The sequence below is a fragment of the Bacillus sp. TH22 genome (genome assembly GCF_016651015.1).
GTDB classification, from domain to species: Bacteria; Bacillota; Bacilli; order Bacillales; family Bacillaceae_G; genus Bacillus_A; species Bacillus_A mycoides.
In genome coordinates this window covers 3,626,658-3,647,408 of sequence record NZ_JAEKER010000001.1, presented here as the reverse complement: position 1 = coordinate 3,647,408, position 20,751 = coordinate 3,626,658, and the positions used below count along the sequence as shown (strand labels likewise).

Below are 20,751 nucleotides of genomic sequence, written 5' to 3'. Positions count from 1 at the left end.
GGGATGAGCGTTTTTTTATGTTTTTTAAAGCATATATTGCTCGTTTCCAAAGTACCCATCACGTCATCGCAAATACGTTAACTTTCAAAAGGAGGATTTTATTATGTATTCAATGGAACAAGTTGTAAACTTAGCGAAACATCGCGGTTTCGTTTTCCCTGGTTCTGAAATTTACGGTGGTCTTGCAAACACATGGGATTACGGTCCACTTGGAATCGAATTAAAAAATAACGTCAAAAAAGCTTGGTGGAAAAAATTCATTCAAGAATCTCCACACAACGTTGGTTTAGACGCTGCTATTTTAATGAACCCAAAAACTTGGATCGCTTCTGGTCACGTTGGTAACTTTAATGATCCAATGATCGACTGTAAAAAATGTAAAGCTCGTCACCGTGCTGACAAATTAATTGAAGATGCATTAGACGTAAAAGGTATCGAAATGGTCGTTGACGGTCTTACTTTCGACCAAATGGCTGACTTAATGAAAGAACATGAAGTAAAATGCCCAGATTGCGGTAGCCAAGAATTCACGGAAATCCGTCAGTTCAACTTAATGTTCAAAACATTCCAAGGTGTTACAGAGTCTAGCACAAACGAAATCTTCCTTCGTCCTGAAACAGCACAAGGTATTTTCGTAAACTTTAAAAACGTACAACGCTCTATGCGTAAAAAACTTCCATTTGGTATCGGCCAAATCGGTAAAAGTTTCCGTAACGAAATCACACCTGGTAACTTCACATTCCGTACACGTGAATTCGAACAAATGGAACTTGAATTCTTCTGTAAGCCTGGTGAAGATTTAGAGTGGTTCGCATTCTGGCGTGAAACTTGTAAAAACTGGTTACTTTCACTTGGTATGACTGAAGAAAGCATGCGTCTTCGTGACCACGGTGAAGACGAATTATCTCATTACAGTAACGCAACAACTGATATTGAATTCAGATTCCCATTCGGTTGGGGCGAACTATGGGGCGTTGCATCTCGTACAGACTTCGATTTAAAACGTCATATGGAACACTCTAACGAAGACTTTAACTATATCGATCCACAAACGAATGAGCGTTACGTGCCTTACTGCATCGAGCCATCTCTAGGTGCAGACCGTGTAACATTAGCATTCTTATGTGATGCATATGAAGAAGAGCAATTAGAAAACGATTCTCGTACAGTTCTTCGTTTCCACCCTGCTTTAGCACCATATAAAGCAGCTATCTTACCATTATCTAAAAAGCTATCTGAAGGTGCTACTGAAGTATTCGCAGAACTAGCTAAAGACTTCATGGTAGACTTTGATGAAACTGGTTCTATCGGTAAACGTTACCGTCGTCAAGACGAAATCGGTACTCCATTCTGTATCACATACGACTTCGACTCTGTTGAAGACAAAGCTGTTACAGTACGTGACCGTGACACAATGGAACAAGTTCGTATGCCAATTAGCGAACTAAAAGGTTTCTTAGAGAAAAAAATCCAGTTCTAATTATAAAAAAGAGGCGCTCTATTGAGCTGCCTCTTTTCTATTTTTCACGTTTTTCTTTAATTGCTACTGTACATCTTGATATGCATAGTAACTCATCATTTTCATCAATGATGCGAATATCCCAAACCATTGTCGATTGTCCTCTATGTATCGGTGTTCCAATTGCTGTTACAATTCCATCTTGCTTTGAGCGAATATGATTTGCATTAATTTCTAATCCGAAACAAATACATTTTTCTTGATCAATTAAATTGTATGAGCCAACACTTGCCACAGTTTCTGCTAATGCAACAGATGCACCGCCATGTAAAAATCCAAACGGCTGATGCGTGCGTTCATCAACAGGCATTGTAGCAACTACTTTATCCTCTGTCATTTCTAACAACTCAATTCCAAGCGAATCCATTAAAGTTTTTGACATATCGTTTTCAACCTCTCTCCCTTTAGATCAAATGTATAATTTTACCTGTTTAATTTCAAACTACCTATAACACTTATATAAGGAGGTTTCACCTAAATGAAACAGAAATTTTGTATACTATTGCTTATGTTCTCCTTGCTGACTATTGTACCAAATTGTGCAATAGCAGCCAAAGCATCCAACCTGACAATCAATGTTAAGACTGTAACGCAAAAAGGTAAGAAACCTTATATAGAATATCAAATTAATAGGCCTTCCTTTCACAACTTTTCTGATTCGAAATTTCAAAATAAGCTGAATTCCTATTACAAAAACTCTACTACTAAATTTAAAAGTAAATTAGAAAAAGAAGCGAAGAAATATTATGAAGAAACAGAAGGATCTAGCACACCTTTTCATCCATACGTTGCAAATGTTGACTATAAAGTAGCTTTAAACAAACCACCTTTCCTCAGCCTATATGTGAATTACTATCAATATACAGGCGGAGCGCACGGACTGTATACGTGGAAGGCAAATACATTTGATTTAAACGAAAAAAAATTATTACACTTAGACGATTTATTTCAACAAGAGGATAAATATAAGGAAATAATTCGCACAGAGATTGTAAGACAAATTAAACAAAATGAAAGCATTTATTTTCCTGATGCAGTCGAAAAAGTAACGAGCACTAAAAAGTTTCACTACTTTTTAGAACCCGATAATCTTGTGATTTATTTCCCTTTATATGAAATTGCTCCTTATTCAAGCGGAATTCCGCAGTTTCGTATTCCATACACATTGCTTAGAGACTATTTAAAGCCTTCTTATCAAAATATTTTGATTGACAACAAGTAAATATTTTCGCTACGATAATGTTAACCTAAACGCAACTGGAGGTTAACATTATGAAGAAGCTTCATGTTTTAGATTTAGCATTAGCTGCCATGTTCGTCGCTCTTATGGCTATTGGTGCAAATATTGTATCGTGGGCACCATTCTTACAAATAGCGGGCATTCCATTATCTATGCAACCATTTTTCGCAATTTTAGCAGGTCTTCTTCTCGGGAGTAGACTTGGGGCATTATCAATGACTGTTTACATGCTTGTTGGAGTAGCAGGTGCGCCAATCTTCGCTAACTTCAAAGCTGGATTTGGAGCACTTTTAGATCCTACTGGTGGTTTTATTATCGCATTTATTATCGTTGCTTACGTATCAGGAAAACTAGTAGAACAAAAAGAACGACCAACATTCAGTACATTTGCTATCGCTTCTTTCGTCGGAATCATTTTAACGTATATTATCGGTACTACTTATATGTACGGGGCAGTCAATATTTTCATGGGTGGTAATATGAGTTATAAAGCTGCCTGGATGATTATGATGTGGTTCGCAGTAAAGGATATTGCGTTTACAATTATCGGCGCTATTATCGCACCTCGCATATACTATGCTGTACGTCGTTCCGCTTATCAGCATTCTCATTCGACAATTTCATAATAAAAAATGAGTTATTTCAGTATACTGAAATAACTCATTTTTTATTTTCGACAATATACGACACATATTAGAAATAAATTTTGTTATGATAGTTCAGCAAATCTTACATTTTGCACATCTAATTAAAACAATATTTTGGAGGAAAATCAGTGAAGCTATCAAAAAATACACTTATTAAAATAAGTGTCGGAGTACTATCTTTATTTTTCATACTTGGTATGAGCATCAGTTACAAATTATATGGAAATAGCGAGTTAGGAATGCAATATACCTTTGGAAACGGTCTAGCATTTTTCTTTTTAATACTTACTATAATTAGTTTATGCGCAGCTTTAATCTTTATTGTTATTGGGTTAATTAAGAAAGCACGAAAATTACCAGCAAAAAAATCTTTATTAACATCTATAATACTCTTTCTTACATCAGTTATATCAATCATCATCCTTCTCTTTACGATAACAAAAGTAACGAATATGGAGGAAGAATATCAAGCTATTCAAGCCCAAAAGAAAAAAGAAGCTGATTACTTAATTGCTGCAGCATCTTTTTATAATGATATAGAAACCTTTAGATATTCAGCTTCTTATGTATTATCCGAGTATTCAACTACATGGTCAAAAGCGATTGATCAAAGAAATGACTTCAATAATGCGCTTAGATCTAAGAGAACAGAAATTGATGGGACGGTTGCAACTGTAGATACGTTTTACAGCAATATGGGAACGGATTTAAAGTTAGTCTCTGAAGCTGCAAAAGAACAGCCAAATAAGTATAAAGAAACCTATGAAGAATATAAAAAAATATATGGTATTATTACAGCTCTCAATGAACAAGCTCAATCTCCAAGTGGCAGTTTAATCACATTCAACCAAAACGTTAATACATTAATTCAGGAATACAAAAAAGCAGCTGGAAATATTAATATCGCTATTACTGATGAAATTAAATCAAAAGCTAATGAATTGAATCCTACCGATAAAAATTTAAGTTCTAATTAAAGACACTCTCTCCAGAGTGTCTTTTTTTCTCAAAAAAATCCCCTTTAGATTAAGCAGTAAATACGTTCCTTTACCGCTCATCCAACAGGGGATTATATCACTATATTAAGACTCTTGCTTCATTTGCTCGTCTAAAACTTTCTTCATCATTACTAGCATATCATCACGTAATTCTGGGTGCTGCAATGCCATTTCAATTGTCGTTTGAACGAATCCTAATTTTTCACCAACGTCATAACGCTTTCCTTCAAAATCATATGCAAATACACGTTGAATTTCATTTAAGCTTTGAATTGCATCCGTTAACTGAATTTCGCCACCCGCTCCAACTTGTTGCTGTTCCAAGAACATAAAGATTTCAGGAGTTAAAATGTAACGTCCCATAATCGCTAAGTTTGAAGGCGCAGTACCTTGCGCTGGTTTTTCAACGAATTTACGAACTTGGTAACGACGTCCCTCTTGCTCTAACGGATCGATAATTCCGTAGCGATGTGTTTCTGCTTCAGGAACAGTTTGTACACCAATAACAGAAGAAAGTGTTTTGTCATACTCGTCCATTAATTGACGTAAACATGGTTTTTCAGCTTGAACGATATCATCGCCTAATAATACTGCAAACGGCTCATCACCAATGAATTTACGTGCGCACCAAACAGCATGTCCTAATCCTTTTGGTTCTTTTTGTCGAATGTAGTGAATATCTACCATTTTAGAAGAAGCTTGTACTTTTTCAAGTAACTCATACTTTTTCTTCTCTAATAAGTTTTGCTCTAATTCAAATGCGTTATCAAAATGATCTTCGATAGAGCGCTTTCCTTTACCAGTAACGATAATAATATCTTCGATGCCTGATTTTACTGCTTCTTCTACGATGTATTGAATTGTTGGTTTATCTACAATTGGAAGCATTTCTTTTGGCATTGCTTTCGTTGCTGGTAAAAAGCGTGTTCCCAATCCCGCTGCCGGGATAATTGCTTTTCTCACTTTTTTCATGACAAATACCCTCGCTTTTCATTCTAATTCTCTTAGTAAAGTGTTAATTTCTAACACTCGCTCGTAATAATCCTCTACATCAAACAAAACTACAAGAAAAGAGGAGGCCGTTCTCCGTTCTCCTCTTTTCCTATCAGTAGCATTCTATTCTATTATAAACGATTCATAATATCTTCTTTAATAGTAAGTAACTTTTGTTCACTATTTTGTAAGGAATCATCTTGTACACCAAAGTAGAATTTAATTTTCGGCTCTGTTCCAGATGGACGTAAGCAGAACCAAGAACCATCTTCTAATTGATATTTTAACACATTTGATTTCGGTAAGTGAATCTCTTCCTTATTTCCATCTTGTAACGTTGTAATGATGCTTTCTTTATAATCCTCAACTGCAGCAACTGTTAAACCAGCTACTTCTTTCGGAGGATTCCCGCGGAATGTTGCCATCATCTTTTGAATCTGTTCGGCACCATCTTTTCCTTTTAACGTTAACGATACAAGGTCTTCACGGAAGAAACCGTACTTCTTAAATACTTCTAACAGACCATCGTATAACGTTTTACCTTGTGATTTGTAGTATGCAGCTACTTCACATGCAAATAGGACGGATTGAACCGCATCTTTATCACGGCAGAATGGACGGATTAAATAACCGTAGCTTTCCTCATAACCGAATTGGAATTCATATTGTCCGCTTTCTTCATACTGTTTAATTTTTTCACCGATAAATTTAAATCCAGTTAACGTATCAACTGTATCTAAACCGTATGCTTTTGCGATTGTACGGCCAATTTCAGACGTTACGATTGTTTTTAAAACAACACCGTTTTCTGGAAGCGTTCCGTTTTCCTTCTTTTGTGATAATAAGTAATCAAGCATTAACGCACCTGTTTGGTTACCAGTTAACACTTGGAACTCACCATCGTGATTGCGAACCGCTATACCTAGACGGTCTGCATCAGGATCTGTTGCGATTAGCACGTCTGCGCCTACTTTTTCACCGTCGCGAATTGCATACTCAAACGCTGCATGCTCTTCTGGGTTTGGTGATTTTACTGTAGAGAAGTTTGGATCTGGTAACTCTTGCTCTTTTACAACAGTTACATCTGTAAATCCAACTTCTTCTAAACCACGGCGTACCGAAATATTTGATGTTCCATGCAATGGTGTAAAGACGATTTTTAAATCTTTTCCTACTTCTTTCACCATCTCTTTATTAATAATGACATTGTTCAATTCTGCTGCATAAGCATCATCTACTTCTTGTCCAATTATATGTAATAAACCGTCAGCTTTTAATTGCTCAACATCAGCAACTTCAACTGTTAATTCATTCTCTACTGCATTTACGTAGCTAATTAACTCATCAGCTTCTTTTGGAGGCAACTGGCCACCATCTTCACCATATACTTTATAACCGTTATATTCGGGCGGATTATGGCTTGCCGTAAGAACGATTCCACTTGCTGTATGTAAATGACGAACTGCGAAAGAAAGCACTGGTGTTGGACGTAAGCTTTCAAATACATATGTTGTAATACCGTGTGCACCAAGAGTAGCTGCTACTTCCATTGCGAATTCAGGTGATTTATGACGAGAATCATACGCGACAACAACACCGCGTTTTTTCGCTTCTTCACCTAAGTTTTCAATAAACATAGCTAATCCTTTTGTTGCTTTACGAACTGTATATACATTTAAACGGTTCGTACCAGCACCAAGTTCACCACGCATACCACCTGTGCCGAACTCTAGATTTTTATAAAAGCTATCCTCGATTTTCTTCTCATCTTGCTTCATGTTTTCTAGCTGTTCTTTTAATTCTGCGTCTAATTCTGCATATGAAAGCCAGCGACTAAATTCTTGTTTCCAATTCATACTTCCATCTCCTCTCGCCTGTCGTACCTTCATTATATGAAAAAAACAACCTGAATCTCAATATTTTTTAAAATCTAGCAGGATTTTACTATAAATATTTGTATACACTATGGTTAAATACTCCACCAAAGGGAATGAGGATTATGCAAGAATGGGGCTTGTCAGAAGAGCTCAAAATAAAAACAAAGCAGATGATTGAAATTGCTGAAAAAGAATTATCAAACATGAAGCATGCAATCGATAAAGAAGATGAATGTATTTTATGTAAAATGGAAGATATTCATCATATGTTAACAAATGTACAGACGTTAGCAGCTACATATTATATTCAAGCATATTTATCACCTTATACGGAAAGTTCACATTTCATCACTACAGCTGTCCAACATTTAAGCGCTCGAAAACACGGTGCTCTTATTATTGTGGAACGAAGTGACGCTCTTGATTCTTTCATTCAAACTGGAACGACATTAAACGCACACTTAACCGCGCCACTACTTGAATCGATTTTTTATCCAGGGAACCCTCTTCATGACGGAGCCGTTCTCATTAAAAATAATCATATTGTCTCAGCAGCTAATATTCTCCCATTAACAAAAAGCATGGAAATCAATCCTGAGCTAGGAACACGTCATAGGGCTGCAATTGGCTTATCCGAGAAAATTGATGCACTTATATTAGTTGTCTCTGAGGAAACAGGGCGTACTTCATTCGCTTTAGGCGGGACGTTATATACGATTTCTTTATAGGACGAATCTTTCACTATGTAGCACTTTTTGGAACGGTAAAATAGTAAATGAAATTATATCAACCGTAACTCCAAATATATCGACGTTTCGACAAGGAGTATCGACTTACCGACAAAAACTTACAATAGTCATACCATATCAATAAGAAAAGGCTATCCCAAAAATTTGAGACAGCCCTTTCTTCAAAAATTATTCTTCTCCGAAACGCTCAACAAGTGTTGCAAGTGTACGCACCATTGCACCTGTTGCTCCAGATGGTCCTAAATCATGTGCTCCTGATGTTTCAGATGTTCCAGCGATGTCTAAGTGTACCCATGGTGTTTCTTCTGCAAATTCACCAAGGAATGTCCCAGCCATAACCGCATGTCCTTCACGGCCTGGTGAGTTATTTAAATCAGCAAATTTACTGTTTTTGACACGTTCTTTATCACGTTCAAAAATCGGCAATTGCCAAATTGGCTCATCCGTTTCCATAGAAGCCTCTAACACTTGTTCAAACAACTCTTCATTATTTGTCATCGCGCCTGTTGTATGATTTCCAAGTGCAACAATTACACCGCCTGTTAATGTTGCAACATCAACTAAGTAATTTGCGCCAAGTTTCTTCGCATACGTAATACCGTCAGCTAACGCTAGGCGACCTTCTGCATCTGTATTTAATACTTCAATTGTTTTTCCGCTCATAGATGTAATAACATCATCTGGCTTAAATGCTGTACCACTTACAACGTTGTCAGTTGATGGAATAACAGCAATTACATTTTGCTCTGGGCGAAGTTCACCGATGATCTCCATCGCGCCAAGAACAGCTGCAGCTCCGCCCATATCACCTTTCATACCAACCATGCCTTCACGTGGTTTTAAAGAATAACCGCCTGTATCATATGTAATCCCTTTTCCAACAAATCCAATTACATCTTTCCACTCTTCTTTTCCTTTATAAATAAGAGCGATCATTTTTGGCGGTTCAGTAGATCCTTGGTTTACTGCAAGTAATGCACCCATACCAAGCTCTTCCATCTCTTCTTTCTCAAGAACCTTATAATCCATATCGTATTTTTCTGCTAATTCAACTGCATACTCAGCAAGCTTTGTCGCTGTTAATACGTTTGGCGGCATATTTACAAGCGTACGAGCTGAATTCGTTGCACGTCCATGTACGTATCCTACCGTTAATGCTGCTTCAATTTCTTGTGTATCTTCTGCTGTAATAGCCGTAAACTTCTCTAATTCTACACGATCCTTTTTATCTGATTTATACGTTTGTAATTCATATGTACCAAGACCTTGTACTTCTGCCGCAATATGAGCTACATCAATCGCATCTAATTTATCTGTCACAAAAGAATCAAGTAAGATTGCTGCATCTTGTACTTTTGCTGCTTGTAACGCTTTAAACGCCTTACCAAGAGCAGCACGTAACGTTTCCGTTGTATATGACTCTTTCTTACCTAAACCAACAAAATAATAACGTTTAACATTTGTTTTTCCTAAGCTATGTACTTTTGAAATGGCTTTCTTCTTAGTTGAAAGTTCTTTTTCTTCTAATAAAACTTGTAATTGTCCTTCAAACGCTTTATCCAGTTCTTGTACAAAGCTACTCTTTTTATCTTCTTCAAATAAGGCAACAATTACCGCTTCATGACTTACTAATTCTTTTTGTACTCGAAACATGTTCAGACCCCCTAAATTTCTCTACGTCCATTATAACTTTATTTTCGATAAAATGCGACAATTCTAAATTCTGTTATTTCATATAAAGTGAAACTATAATCCTCCCGCACCAATCGAGCGTTTACGGGCAGCAGGGCTCCCACCTACCTTCTTTGCTCCAGCTGAATTTTGAGGTGGGGGTTTTACCGGCCGCAAATAGCAGGATAAAGATACTATCTCCAATATCTTCTATGGTGAAATAAGACAAGAAAAAAGTCTAGCGTTATTACCACTAGACTATCTTTGTTTTAAATATTGTCCACGAAACACTTGCATCGTTTCGTCTTGATTTAACATCGTTAACTCTTCTTCCGAAAACTTGCCATTTCCTATTTTCACTATATACACATTTACTTTTTTCTTACCCCATTGGCTATAAACATCTTTCACCGTATCATAATATAAATCGAGACGATTTCCTTTTATAGCACCGCCCTTATCAGCTACAACACCATATCCGTAACCTGGCACGAATAGAATTGTCCCAAGCGGGAATACGCGTAAATCGGCAGCGATTGTGGAATATAAATCCCTTTTTGCTTTAACACCTGAATATGTAATGCCATACTCTGGATGCCCCGGCCTCTTTCCAGTTGACTCTATACCTGATGTATAACCAGTTGCAGTCATTTCTATAACACGATATTTAGACCAGTCATTTGCCTGCTCTAAAGCATTTATCACTTCTTTACTCGGAGCAATTTTTTTCTCAATTTCTGCTGCATGTACTTCTTTTACACTTGTTCCTTCATATGATTTTATAATCTCTACTAAAGAAACTCCTGTGAAAGCCTGCCATGTTACGCATAATGCGAATGCAAGTAAACAAGTCATCATAATGCGAATACAATATCGTTTTAACATTTTTATATTCCACACTCCTTCATCGTTAATCATTCCCTATACGATGAAGGAATATGCAAAAAAATAATCTCCAAATTGATTGGAGATTAAAACATTTGATATCCACTTTTCCGAAGTTTTTTAATTATAATTCCTGCTAAAGCAGCACCTACTAATCCAGTAGATAGAATAAACACATCTGCGTGTCCTAAATGCGATACACTTGTCCCAAATGAAGAAAATGTTTCTTTTGGCTTTGAAAAATAGTCCCATACACTCGCTTTATTAATAATAAGCATACAAATAATCGGATATACAATAACCATTACCCACGTAGCTCGCAAAATCATGTTGAGTAAAAATCCAATTCCAAAAAATAAAATAAAGAACAACATCATTGAAATAAGTAGTACCGGTATACTCACTTCTTCTCCCTCTCCTTCGCATACGCCGTAAACACATGATAAGCCGTATAACCAAATTGCTCTCCTGGATTTAATGTTTTGTCCATTTCAAAATGCGACTCTGCTCTTCCTTCTAATAAATATTTGATGAGTACAGAAGTATTTTGATCATCTGCAATATTTTCTGGATGTAAAAAAGCTACTTCCGACAATTCTTTCTCCTGTACGATAACGTCTTCTCCCTCTGGCTCTAGAAGAAAAATAATCATATTATCACTAATTTCATTATGAATAACACCTGAGCGAATACCAATAATCCCCTTTACATGAGCAACAATGCCTGTCTCTTCCAAAATTTCACGTTTCACAGCTTCATCAACAGTCTCGCCTTCATTAACAAAACCAGCAGGTAAAGACCATTGCCCTTTCAATCCACCGTATTTTTTCTTAACGAATAGCCATCTCCCATCTTCTGTAGCTACTAAGCCACTGACAGCTAACCACACTTTCCCTCGCTTCCCCATGATATAACCTCCTCCATCAAAACGAACAGAATATTCTTTCTTTTTTATATATTATACTATATTTTCAATACGAAAAAAGCAGAAACAGCTCATAGCCGTTTCTGCTTTTTCTACTATATATTAAAAGAACTTCAATTTACCTTTTTTAAGAACTAATAAAGGTCCGCCTAGTAAGAATAAGTAACGGTTGTCGATTACTTTCTTCATGAATGAAGCTTTCCAACCTGTTAACTTTTTACCCATAACAACGCCCATTGCATCGTCATGACCTAATGAACATACAGATCCTTTATTATCAAATGCGAACTTTTTCATTTCACCTTTGCCGCGAACTAACACAGTTAAATTGTGTGCAATATTATAACCTTCTTGAATTGCAATCTGTGCTGTTGGTGGGTATGGACGGTTAATCTCTTCGTTGATGATTAACGCTGCATCACCAACCATGAATACATCTTCATGACCTGGAGCGTGCATGTACTCATCCACTTTAATACGTCCGCGCATTGCTTCAAATCCAGACTCTTCCACAATACCATTACCACGAACACCTGCAGCCCAAACTACAGTTTCAGATTTAAGAAGTTCAGCATCATCACCGTTGGCAACGATAATACCTTCTTCAGTTGCTTCCTTAATTGCTGTACCGATGCGGAATTCTACACCTTTTTTCTCAAGTTGTTTTACAGCGTACTCTACTAATGCTGGATCGAAACCAGGAAGTGCTGTTGGAGCAGCTTCTACACAGATGATACGTGCTTTTTCACGTGGAACATCGTACTCTTTGCAAAGTTCAGGAATACGGTTTGCAAGCTCACCTACGTACTCGATACCCGTAAATCCAGCGCCACCAACAACGATTGTTACTAACTCATCACGTTTTTCAGTCGCATATTGAGCGAATTTTTCTTCCATATGCTCACGAATTTGACGAGTTGCATTAATGTTAGTGATTGAGAATGCATGCTCTTTTAATCCTTTAATTCCGAACGTTTCTGATTCGAAACCAAGACCGATTACTAAGTAATCATACTCTAATTCACCATCTTTTAAGATAATACGTTTTTCAGCAGCTTTAATCTCTACTACTGTATCTTGTACAAAGTTCACTTTATTTGTATCGATAACGTCTTGAATATCTAGACAGATTTTATCATCTTGTAATGTACCAGCTGCACTCTCATGTAACCAAGTTGCTTGGTAGTGATAGCTGTTGTTGTTTACTAACGTAATTTCAGCTTCACTTACAGATAATGTTTTTTGCAGACGAACAGTCGTAATCATCCCGCCATAACCTGCACCTAAAACTACGATTTTTGGAGTCTTCACTAAATCACAACCCTTTTCTTTATATAATAGTAATAAAAAATAATACCAAGTACTAAAAACTCTATTTGTCAAGAATGTGGAATTTATCACATTCTATATCATAACAAAACGCAGTCAAAAAATCGTACGAAATTTGTCATAGAAATTTAACATAATACTTCCCTATATTAGTCGGTTTCATTCCATAATTCAAGCACCTAGAGAATTATCAATATTTTAAAATAACATAGCGTTTTCAAGGGTTTTTCAGCCTTTTTTTCATGTATTTTCCTTTCGCTATATTTTATACAATTCTAAAACATCTATGCGCAAACTTACTTATTATTCAGTCGTTTTCAGAAGTATTATTAACTGAAATATGCTATCATTTATTTGAAAGTGTCATCATTTGCAGGATTTTCATGTACATATGAACAATATATGAAATCAATATTAAAATTCCATCATCTATAGGGGGAATGAAAATGACAGAAAATCAAAAAGTTTACGACATAACGATTATTGGTGGTGGCCCAACAGGACTATTCACCGCATTTTATGGCGGAATGAGACAAGCAAGTGTAAAAATTATTGAAAGCTTACCTCAACTTGGAGGGCAATTATCCGCGCTATATCCCGAAAAATATATTTATGATGTAGCTGGATTCCCAAAAGTGCGCGCACAAGAGTTAGTTGATAACTTAAAAGAACAAATGAAAAAGTTCGATCCAACCGTTTGCTTAGAAGAAGCTGTTGATACTCTTGAAAAACAAGCTGACGGTATATTTAAGCTTGTTACAAATAAACAAACTCACTACTCTAAATCTGTCATTATTACTGCTGGTAATGGTGCGTTCCAACCACGCCGCTTAGAATTAGAAGGCACAGCAAAATACGAAAAGAAAAACTTACATTATTTCGTTGATGATATGAATAAATTTGCTGGAAGACGCGTCGTTGTATTCGGCGGTGGTGACTCAGCAGTAGATTGGACAATGATGTTAGAACCGATTGCGGACAAAGTTACAATTGCTCATCGCCGCGACAAATTCCGTGCACATGAACATAGCGTAGAAAGCTTAATGAATTCCCGTGCAGAAGTAAGCACACCTTACGTTCCAGTTGAACTTATCGGTGATGATACTATTGAACAAGTTGTTCTTCAGCACGTAAAAACAGAAGAAAAAATTATCATCGATGTTGATGACGTAATCGTAAACTACGGCTTCGTTTCTTCACTTGGTCCAATTAAAAATTGGGGCTTAGATATTCAAAAGAACAGCATCCTCGTGAACTCAAAAATGGAAACAAATATTCCTGGCATTTACGCTGCTGGTGACATTTGTACATATGAAGGAAAAGTAAAACTCATTGCTTGCGGCTTTGGTGAAGCACCGACAGCAGTAAACAATGCAAAAGCTTACTTCGATCCAAACGCAAAACTTCAACCAATGCATAGCTCAAGCATGTTTTAATATAGAAATGAAAAGAGCTCCTTTTACATGAAAGGAGTTCTTTTGTTATAAAGATCCTTAATCCAAATTACCTCTCTTTCTTCACAGCTATGTACTTTAGAAAAAAATACCATATACTCCTAAAATATGTTACAATAAAATAGAACGTATGTTTCATTCAATGGAGGGGAATTTTATAATGAAAGAACCTATTATCATTAAGAAAGAAGCTTTCCAAGCAATCGGCGTTTCTATTACGACGACAAATGAAAAAGAGGCATCTACTGAAGGAAAAATCCCACAACTTTGGAACCAATACTTCCAAGAACAAATCATGCATCAAATTCCAAATCAACAAACAAAAGAAACATTCGCTTTCTACTCAAACTACGAATCAGATGAAACTGGTACATATCAATTTACTATTGGCATGCCTGTTTCTTCATTAGAAGACGTTCCTGAAAATATGACAGCCTTAACAATACCTGCCGCAACGTATGCGGTATTTACAACGAGAAAAGGTCCTGTGTCTGAAGTCATTTGTGAAACTTGGGAATATATTTGGCAATGGTCGAAAGAAAACAAACGTGCTTTTACAACAGACTTTGAGCTTTATGACGAAAATGCAGTAGATCCAAATAACGTACAAGTGGATATTTATATTGCTTTAGCGTGAATGACAAAAAAGAAGATACCCTTTGGTATCTTCTTTTTTGTCGTTAAATAGCCACTGTGCAAATTCATTATTATTGTCTACAATGAGAAAGTGCAGTATAGAAATATTAGAAACTGTATAAAGTGAAACTATACTCAGTGGGGGTTTACGGGCAGTTGGTCTCCCGCCTAACTTCTTTGCCCTAGCCCAATTTTGAGGTGGGAGTTTTACTGCCCGCCAATAGCGGGATAAAACGATTTTTAATAGGTTTTTTAGTCTAAATTTGGTACATAGAAAGGAAGCAATATGGAGGAACTACAACAAAATAAATCTGCTTTAGAAGGAAGCGGAAAACCGTTATTAAAAAATACGAACTTCCTTTTTCTTTGGGCAGCTACTCTCTTTTCAAGTTTTGCTTTAGCCTTTTTTACTTTTTCACAAACATGGTACATAGCAAAAACATTAAACCTTGAGGCTTCACTCGGTATTGTTTTCGTGGCTCTTAGTGTTCCAAGACTCATCTTTATGATTATCGGCGGAGCATTAGCTGATAAATTCCCGAAAAAAAATATTATGTTTTACTCTAATATTATTCGCGCTATTCTTGTCGCAACCATTCTCACCTGGTTCATCGTCGGTGATGTAACACTATATACATTTGCTTTATTCGCATTGTTCTTCGGACTTGCTGACGCTTTCTTCTGGTCAGCAGATGGATCTATTCTGCCTGAACTTGTAGAAAAGAGCCGTTTAACACAAGCAAATTCACTTACTCAAATGACAAACCAAGGATCGGTCATCTTGGGCCCTGTACTTGGCGGTATTCTCATTAAATTTACGAACTATGAAACGATTTTTTCAATTACAATCCTGCTACTCATTATCGCTGCGATACTCGTTCAAAAAATACAATTTACAGTACCCGAAAAAAATGAAACAGATAAAGGCATGTTTACTTCTATTAAAGAGGGAATTTTATATGTAAAAGAATCACCATTTCTTTCAACTTTCCTCATATGTAGCGCCTTTTTAAACTTATTTTTAATCGGCCCAATGCAAGTAGGCTTCCCGCTCTTCGTCAAAAACGTTCTGCACGGTGATTCACTTCAGTTTAGTTACTTAGAAGCGTCTGTTGGCGGCGGGATGGCAATAGGAGCTGTCATTGTCGGATTAAAAAACATTAACCGCAGACGTGGTCTATTTTGTATTATCATGATGCTACTGTCTGGTATATTCTTCCTAGCCATTAACTTTAGCACCGTACTTTGGCAAGCGTTATTAGCTGGAATGTTTTACGGTATTACAATTGCGATGGCTATCGTTCCACTTATGGCAATGATTCAATCAACAGTAAAAGAAGAGATGATGGGACGCGTTATGAGTTTACTCATGCTTTCATCGATGGGATTCATTCCACTCTCTTACGCATTTACATCGCTTGCACTTGGAATAGGCATTCCAATTGTAACGGTTATGAAAAGCGGTGCAATCGCTGTTATCGTCTTTGTACTATTTGTAGCAATTCGTGTTCCAGTTGTAAGAAAGTTCGATTAGCTACTTGGAGTCATGTATTATACGCATGACTCTTTTTTAAATGGATCGAATAACGGTATTCCCTTACTTCTCCTTAATGCCGCTCCCCACTCTAATCCAATTTCTAAAAATAAATCTCGCATCGTACTATACAACAGTGCTCCAACATCTTTACGAATTTCTCCGTACTTATACGCTCTCACAACACTTTTCACCCGCCAAATTAAATTTCCATACGCTTCTTCATCAGCTAATATCCCCTCTAATAAAGCACCTTGTTCTAGTAATCCGCTCTTTTTATAAGCAAGTTCCACCTTACTCCAAAATATATTAATCTTCTTCGGATTACTCGTCATCGGCACCAGTGCGTATATAAAAGGCTTCGGTATATCGTGACGACAATACGTTTCATCAAGCTCGTACGTTACTTTTCTTTTCTCTTTTATTTGTGGAATGTTTTTAGAAAGAATTGTTTGCCCCTCATTTTTTTGCTCGTTTCCACTACAGCCATCTGTACGATCATCACTTTCACATGCGGACATTTTCATACGGTCATCCATGCGGTCAATTGCAGATTTAAGAAATACATATAAGTTTGCACTATATCCCCCGCGCTTATATCTTTCTTTTGTCGCAACACGTTTTATAATCCCTAGTTCCTCTAACTTTGCAATCGAGCGGCGTACCGTACGAATACTCTTTCCAACATTTGTAGCAATCGTCTCCATTAACGGACAAGCAACTCCCACTGTTTTCTGTTTCTCATTCACTGCATACTTTCCTAAAAAATGAATAATGATAGCATCCGTTTTATTCAATTGAAATCGATAGCACTTCAAAATTTGTTTTTGATATGTATTAAACTCTTCTTTACTTCGAAATTGACTATATGGTTTCATTAAATTATATAAGCTTCCCATTTTTATCACCTCACTTATAGGTAAGAAATAGGAAGAGAAATTGGCGTGATATTTAATATTTTTTTATCCCGCATTAACGGGCAGTAAGACTCCCACCTCCAGATTCGGCGAATGCGAGGAGGTTAGGTGGGAGATCAACTGCCCGTAAAAGCCCGATTGGTTCAACTAATAATCAGTGGGGGATGGACAAAACCCCCACTGATTAAGTTTTCACTTTATTGGAGATGAAAATATGATTGTAATTAGTGCTTGTTTAGGTGGTATTGCTTGTCGTTATGACGGTAACGATAATCTCGTTTCACAAATAGAAGAGTTATTACAGAGGGAAGATACCATCCTTGTTTGTCCCGAAGTATTAGGCGGTTTACCAACACCACGCCCTTCTGCTGAAATTATCGGCGGTAATGGCGATGATGTTTTAGATGGAAAAGCAAAAGTAATGACGAAAGAAGGCCAAGATATCACGGAGGCTTTCGTGCGTGGTGCTTATAAAGCATTAGAACAAATAAAAGATTTAAACCTAGAATATATAATTTTAAAAGAACGCAGTCCATCTTGTGGTAGTTCTACTATTTACACAGGGGAATTTAACGGCAATAAACAAATTGGTTACGGGGTAACAACGGCTTTATTTAAAAGACATGGATTTAAAGTCATTTCAGAAGAGGATTTTGAGAACGAAAAAAGGAATTGACCCTGTTCGTCAATTCCTTTTCTATCTGTCTTATTTCACACTTAATTTTTCTTTCACTTTCACAGGAAGCTCGTCCTTTTTCACTTCTTCCCAAGCAGTTACACCTTTTTTATCTGAGTGGAATACACGCAAGAAAGCTTCTTTACGAAGATTTTTTTGAGCTGTGAATTCTAATTCTTTCTCTTTACCGTTTTTATCAAAACCAGTTAGTTTATATTGGTAATCTTTATATGGCGCACCATCATTAGATTTACCATTGTACTCTTTTCCATCAACTGTAATTTGAACGTAATACTCATCTTTACCCATACGGTTTAAATCGCAGCCAACTAAAAGGCTTGCAAATACAACTAAAATACTAAAAAGTGCAATATGTCTTTTCAATTCCTTCACCTCATGTGTTTTTCTTATATTGTTATCTTAAAGCCTAAGCTTTAAAGAAGAAATTCAAAAACATGACATGAACATTACATTTTTGTAAGATAAAAAGACCCTCCTTAGAAACAAATCATAAGATTCATTTCTAAAAAGGGCCTATATCGTACAAAGTTTTATTAGCAATCTTCTGGCTTACCAGCATTCGACGCTGTACGGAAAGATGATCCGCATCCACATGATGCGATCGCGTTTGGATTGTCGATTGTGAATCCGCCGCCAAGCATAGATTGCTTATAGTCAACTTTCACTCCCTTTACAATCGGAGCACTTTCTTTATCGATAACAAATTCAACACCGAAAAACTCAAGAACTGTGTCGTCTTCTTTTGGTTCTACTTCAAATCCTAAGCCGTAAGAAAGACCACTACATCCGCCGCCATGTACAGCAAGGCGCACGTATTTCTCTCCATCTTCAGCATCTTTTAACATATCTTTAATTTGAAAAGCTGCTTGTTCTGTTACTTCAATCATGAAATACACCATCCTTTCTGTTCTCATTCTATTATACATCTTTACGCTTCTATCTTGTACTCATACACTCCGCGGCAAATTATTTCCGCAGGTCCTTTCATTAATACATTTCCTTCTTCTGTCCATGCGATCATTAAGTCGCCGCCTGCTAAGTGAACCGTAATTTCTTTACCGTGTTCCATTTTCCCATTTAAAATTGCCGCAACGACAGCTGCGCATGCTCCTGTCCCGCAAGCTTGTGTTACACCAGATCCTCGTTCCCAAACGCGGAAATTCATCTCTTCATCATTCAAAATCTCGATGAATTCAACATTCACTCGCTCTGGGAACATTTCATGCGTCTCAAGAACCGGTCCTAACGTTGTAAGAGGCGCTTTTTCTACATCATCAACAAAAATAACCGCATGTGGATTCCCCATTGAAACAGCTGTAAATGCATAACGGTGATTATTGTATAAGAAGTTTTCACGAATAAATGGTGTTTCTCCTTCACCAAGCATCGGTATCTCTTCACGTGTTAAACGAGGTGCCCCCATGTCGATTTTCGCTAATGTAACTTTGTCATCTTCTACCGTTACTTCTGCCGTAACAATACCAGCTAACGTTTCAATTGTGAAAACTTTACCTTCTACTAGTTTATGCTCATACGCATATTTCGCTACGCAGCGTAAACCATTTCCACAGCTCTTTCCTTCTGAGCCATCGTTATTAAACATGCGCATTTTTACTGGTGCCACGTCAGAAGGACAAATTAAAATCATTCCATCTGCACCAATACCAGTATTAATATTTGAAACCTTTTCCGCTACAATTGCTAAATCTTCTTCTCTAATTTGTTCCTCAAACATATTTACATATATATAACTATTTCCAAGACCATGCATTTTTGTAAAAGAAAATTGGCTCATTTTTATTCACTCCAAAAATAATTTATTATTTCAAGTATAAAATGCATGCTTTTAGAACACAATATGAATGTCCCCCGTTTCTCATATTTGACAGTGTTTTGGCAATAAGCCGTTCTTACACAAATCGTGTAAGAAAAAAGCCCTTCTAAAAGGGCCTTTTTTTTCGAAATAAACACTCCTATTAAAGTGAAACTTTAATCAGTCTGGGGACGGGCAGCAGGGATTCAACCTAACTTCTTTGCTTCAGCTGAATTTTGAGGTGGGAGTCTTACTGCCCGCAAATAGCGAGATAAATGAAAAAAGAAAAACGTTGCCTGTTTGCAACGCTTTAAAACATTGGATTTTCATCCATATAATCATATACATTATTTACAAGTTCTTCTACTGTTGCACCTTGTACAACTTCACCATTTACAAGTGCAAATGGACCTTCAAAACAGATGCCACAATATCCTAAACAACCATATTCCATTACGTCTAAATTAGGATCTTTTTCTAATTTTTCTAAAGCTGCTTGCGAACCGCTTGCAAGGTTACCTACACAAAATTCGATTAATGGTTTAATCAAAACTCTCTCCCCCCTGTATCTCTAAACAAATTACCATTTACTTTATATGGTATGTGCATACCTAATTTGCGAAACGGATAAGTAACCCTCTCTACTTGTTACCATTCCACTTTATTTATAAGAAGAAAACTAAGCTGTTTCTTGTTGTTTTCGTTATATATTCTAAACTATTTAGTTACTTCACTATTTCACTTCATAATAGATGGTCTTCTTTATATAACATACTACTCATAATGAAATAGTAAATAGTAACTAGAAAATGAAAACCACTTACTTTACTTTTCTTCTTATTGTACAACAGAGTATTCATTCATGCA

The 20,751-nt window shown here is 36.6% G+C and carries 22 protein-coding genes; 9 read left to right on the top strand and 13 right to left on the bottom strand.

The window, feature by feature from the left end:
• Positions 1–103 precede the first annotated feature (103 nt).
• The gene (locus JFU18_RS18455) at positions 104–1,480 is read left to right on the top strand and encodes a glycine--tRNA ligase (RefSeq protein ID WP_002034552.1); all 1,377 of its coding nucleotides are present in this window, start codon (positions 104–106) and stop codon (positions 1,478–1,480) included.
• A gap of 37 nt (positions 1,481–1,517) precedes the next feature.
• On the opposite strand, the gene JFU18_RS18450 is transcribed toward JFU18_RS18455, so the two are convergent.
• Positions 1,518–1,901, bottom strand: a complete 384-nt coding sequence (locus JFU18_RS18450; RefSeq protein ID WP_002034550.1) for a hotdog fold thioesterase — start codon at positions 1,899–1,901, stop codon at positions 1,518–1,520.
• A gap of 96 nt (positions 1,902–1,997) precedes the next feature.
• Here JFU18_RS18450 and JFU18_RS18445 point away from each other — a divergent pair, with 96 nt between their 5' ends.
• The 3 genes from JFU18_RS18445 to JFU18_RS18435 all read left to right on the top strand — a co-directional run bounded on the left by JFU18_RS18445 (position 1,998) and on the right by JFU18_RS18435 (position 4,383).
• The gene (locus JFU18_RS18445; protein ID WP_002089296.1) at positions 1,998–2,741 is read left to right on the top strand and encodes a DUF3298 and DUF4163 domain-containing protein; all 744 of its coding nucleotides are present in this window, start codon (positions 1,998–2,000) and stop codon (positions 2,739–2,741) included.
• A gap of 50 nt (positions 2,742–2,791) precedes the next feature.
• Positions 2,792–3,385 (top strand): biotin transporter BioY, encoded by a 594-nt coding sequence (locus tag JFU18_RS18440; protein WP_078185138.1) that lies wholly within the window; start codon positions 2,792–2,794, stop codon positions 3,383–3,385.
• Positions 3,386–3,534: 149 nt separating this feature from the next.
• Positions 3,535–4,383 carry a hypothetical protein gene (locus JFU18_RS18435; RefSeq protein ID WP_201050326.1) on the top strand — a complete coding sequence of 283 codons (849 nt, stop codon included), beginning with the start codon at positions 3,535–3,537 and terminating at the stop codon, positions 4,381–4,383.
• A 105-nt stretch (positions 4,384–4,488) separates the two neighbouring features.
• Here JFU18_RS18435 and galU read toward each other — a convergent pair whose 3' ends face one another.
• Complete coding sequence (gene galU / locus JFU18_RS18430; RefSeq protein WP_002015869.1) at positions 4,489–5,376, bottom strand: UTP--glucose-1-phosphate uridylyltransferase GalU; 888 nt, start codon at positions 5,374–5,376, stop codon at positions 4,489–4,491.
• Positions 5,377–5,528: 152 nt separating this feature from the next.
• The gene (locus JFU18_RS18425; RefSeq protein ID WP_085312689.1) at positions 5,529–7,253 is read right to left on the bottom strand and encodes a phospho-sugar mutase; all 1,725 of its coding nucleotides are present in this window, start codon (positions 7,251–7,253) and stop codon (positions 5,529–5,531) included.
• Positions 7,254–7,396: 143 nt separating this feature from the next.
• Here JFU18_RS18425 and cdaS point away from each other — a divergent pair, with 143 nt between their 5' ends.
• Positions 7,397–8,002, top strand: coding sequence for a sporulation-specific diadenylate cyclase CdaS (gene cdaS, locus JFU18_RS18420; RefSeq protein WP_002067925.1), 606 nt, complete (start codon positions 7,397–7,399; stop codon positions 8,000–8,002).
• A 189-nt stretch (positions 8,003–8,191) separates the two neighbouring features.
• On the opposite strand, the gene pepA is transcribed toward cdaS, so the two are convergent.
• From pepA to JFU18_RS18395, 5 genes are all read right to left on the bottom strand, one after another.
• Positions 8,192–9,676, bottom strand: coding sequence for a cytosol aminopeptidase (pepA, locus tag JFU18_RS18415; RefSeq protein WP_201034449.1), 1,485 nt, complete (start codon positions 9,674–9,676; stop codon positions 8,192–8,194).
• A 276-nt stretch (positions 9,677–9,952) separates the two neighbouring features.
• Positions 9,953–10,579: a 3D domain-containing protein gene (locus tag JFU18_RS18410; RefSeq protein ID WP_033709844.1), complete on the bottom strand. Its 627-nt coding sequence runs from the start codon at positions 10,577–10,579 to the stop codon at positions 9,953–9,955.
• Positions 10,580–10,665: 86 nt separating this feature from the next.
• Positions 10,666–10,983, bottom strand: a complete 318-nt coding sequence (locus JFU18_RS18405; protein WP_002089308.1) for a YuiB family protein — start codon at positions 10,981–10,983, stop codon at positions 10,666–10,668.
• Positions 10,980–11,486 carry an NUDIX hydrolase gene (locus JFU18_RS18400; protein ID WP_002015875.1) on the bottom strand — a complete coding sequence of 169 codons (507 nt, stop codon included), beginning with the start codon at positions 11,484–11,486 and terminating at the stop codon, positions 10,980–10,982. Before JFU18_RS18400 ends, JFU18_RS18405 begins: the two co-directional genes overlap by 4 nt.
• Before the next feature lie 120 nt (positions 11,487–11,606).
• A complete protein-coding gene (locus JFU18_RS18395; RefSeq protein ID WP_002067919.1) occupies positions 11,607–12,815 on the bottom strand; it encodes an NAD(P)/FAD-dependent oxidoreductase in 1,209 nt (402 codons plus the stop codon).
• A 464-nt stretch (positions 12,816–13,279) separates the two neighbouring features.
• On the opposite strand from JFU18_RS18395, the gene JFU18_RS18390 reads away from it, so the two are divergent.
• The 3 genes from JFU18_RS18390 to JFU18_RS18380 all read left to right on the top strand — a co-directional run bounded on the left by JFU18_RS18390 (position 13,280) and on the right by JFU18_RS18380 (position 16,457).
• Entirely contained in the window at positions 13,280–14,269 is a 990-nt protein-coding gene (locus JFU18_RS18390; RefSeq protein WP_012261913.1) for an NAD(P)/FAD-dependent oxidoreductase, read from the top strand.
• Positions 14,270–14,447: 178 nt separating this feature from the next.
• Positions 14,448–14,924 (top strand): GyrI-like domain-containing protein, encoded by a 477-nt coding sequence (locus JFU18_RS18385; protein WP_061673640.1) that lies wholly within the window; start codon positions 14,448–14,450, stop codon positions 14,922–14,924.
• A gap of 285 nt (positions 14,925–15,209) precedes the next feature.
• Positions 15,210–16,457, top strand: coding sequence for an MFS transporter (locus JFU18_RS18380; protein WP_201032012.1), 1,248 nt, complete (start codon positions 15,210–15,212; stop codon positions 16,455–16,457).
• A gap of 17 nt (positions 16,458–16,474) precedes the next feature.
• Here the strand turns inward: JFU18_RS18380 and JFU18_RS18375 are convergent, their stop codons facing one another.
• Positions 16,475–17,356, bottom strand: a complete 882-nt coding sequence (locus JFU18_RS18375) for a helix-turn-helix domain-containing protein (protein ID WP_201034450.1) — start codon at positions 17,354–17,356, stop codon at positions 16,475–16,477.
• Positions 17,357–17,588: 232 nt separating this feature from the next.
• Here JFU18_RS18375 and JFU18_RS18370 point away from each other — a divergent pair, with 232 nt between their 5' ends.
• On the top strand, positions 17,589–18,050 hold the full coding sequence (locus JFU18_RS18370; RefSeq protein ID WP_201032017.1) for a 2-thiouracil desulfurase family protein: 462 nt from the start codon (positions 17,589–17,591) through the stop codon (positions 18,048–18,050).
• Positions 18,051–18,080: 30 nt separating this feature from the next.
• Here JFU18_RS18370 and JFU18_RS18365 read toward each other — a convergent pair whose 3' ends face one another.
• The 4 genes from JFU18_RS18365 to JFU18_RS18350 all read right to left on the bottom strand — a co-directional run bounded on the left by JFU18_RS18365 (position 18,081) and on the right by JFU18_RS18350 (position 20,434).
• Positions 18,081–18,434, bottom strand: coding sequence for a YxeA family protein (locus JFU18_RS18365; RefSeq protein ID WP_201032018.1), 354 nt, complete (start codon positions 18,432–18,434; stop codon positions 18,081–18,083).
• A gap of 170 nt (positions 18,435–18,604) precedes the next feature.
• Complete coding sequence (locus tag JFU18_RS18360; protein ID WP_002034566.1) at positions 18,605–18,958, bottom strand: HesB/IscA family protein; 354 nt, start codon at positions 18,956–18,958, stop codon at positions 18,605–18,607.
• A 41-nt stretch (positions 18,959–18,999) separates the two neighbouring features.
• Entirely contained in the window at positions 19,000–19,866 is an 867-nt protein-coding gene (gene dapF / locus JFU18_RS18355; RefSeq protein ID WP_002015893.1) for a diaminopimelate epimerase, read from the bottom strand.
• 328 nt (positions 19,867–20,194) lie between these two features.
• Entirely contained in the window at positions 20,195–20,434 is a 240-nt protein-coding gene (locus tag JFU18_RS18350; RefSeq protein ID WP_002015892.1) for a YuzB family protein, read from the bottom strand.
• Positions 20,435–20,751: the final 317 nt, after the last annotated feature.

Bases quoted from the DNA above. Each gene is read 5' to 3' on its own strand.
- JFU18_RS18425 (WP_085312689.1), bottom strand. From the start codon at position 7,253: ATGAATTGGAAACAAGAATTTAGTCGCTGGCTTTCATATGCAGAATTA.
- JFU18_RS18370 (WP_201032017.1), top strand. From the start codon at position 17,589: ATGATTGTAATTAGTGCTTGTTTAGGTGGTATTGCTTGTCGTTATGAC.
- JFU18_RS18450 (WP_002034550.1), bottom strand. From the start codon at position 1,901: ATGTCAAAAACTTTAATGGATTCGCTTGGAATTGAGTTGTTAGAAATG.
- dapF (WP_002015893.1), bottom strand. From the start codon at position 19,866: ATGAGCCAATTTTCTTTTACAAAAATGCATGGTCTTGGAAATAGTTAT.
- JFU18_RS18360 (WP_002034566.1), bottom strand. From the start codon at position 18,958: ATGATTGAAGTAACAGAACAAGCAGCTTTTCAAATTAAAGATATGTTA.
- galU (WP_002015869.1), bottom strand. From the start codon at position 5,376: ATGAAAAAAGTGAGAAAAGCAATTATCCCGGCAGCGGGATTGGGAACA.
- JFU18_RS18440 (WP_078185138.1), top strand. From the start codon at position 2,792: ATGAAGAAGCTTCATGTTTTAGATTTAGCATTAGCTGCCATGTTCGTC.
- JFU18_RS18375 (WP_201034450.1), bottom strand. From the start codon at position 17,356: ATGGGAAGCTTATATAATTTAATGAAACCATATAGTCAATTTCGAAGT.
- pepA (WP_201034449.1), bottom strand. From the start codon at position 9,676: ATGTTTCGAGTACAAAAAGAATTAGTAAGTCATGAAGCGGTAATTGTT.
- JFU18_RS18385 (WP_061673640.1), top strand. From the start codon at position 14,448: ATGAAAGAACCTATTATCATTAAGAAAGAAGCTTTCCAAGCAATCGGC.
- JFU18_RS18455 (WP_002034552.1), top strand. From the start codon at position 104: ATGTATTCAATGGAACAAGTTGTAAACTTAGCGAAACATCGCGGTTTC.
- JFU18_RS18410 (WP_033709844.1), bottom strand. From the start codon at position 10,579: ATGTTAAAACGATATTGTATTCGCATTATGATGACTTGTTTACTTGCA.
- JFU18_RS18390 (WP_012261913.1), top strand. From the start codon at position 13,280: ATGACAGAAAATCAAAAAGTTTACGACATAACGATTATTGGTGGTGGC.
- JFU18_RS18400 (WP_002015875.1), bottom strand. From the start codon at position 11,486: ATGGGGAAGCGAGGGAAAGTGTGGTTAGCTGTCAGTGGCTTAGTAGCT.
- cdaS (WP_002067925.1), top strand. From the start codon at position 7,397: ATGCAAGAATGGGGCTTGTCAGAAGAGCTCAAAATAAAAACAAAGCAG.
- JFU18_RS18445 (WP_002089296.1), top strand. From the start codon at position 1,998: ATGAAACAGAAATTTTGTATACTATTGCTTATGTTCTCCTTGCTGACT.
- JFU18_RS18380 (WP_201032012.1), top strand. From the start codon at position 15,210: ATGGAGGAACTACAACAAAATAAATCTGCTTTAGAAGGAAGCGGAAAA.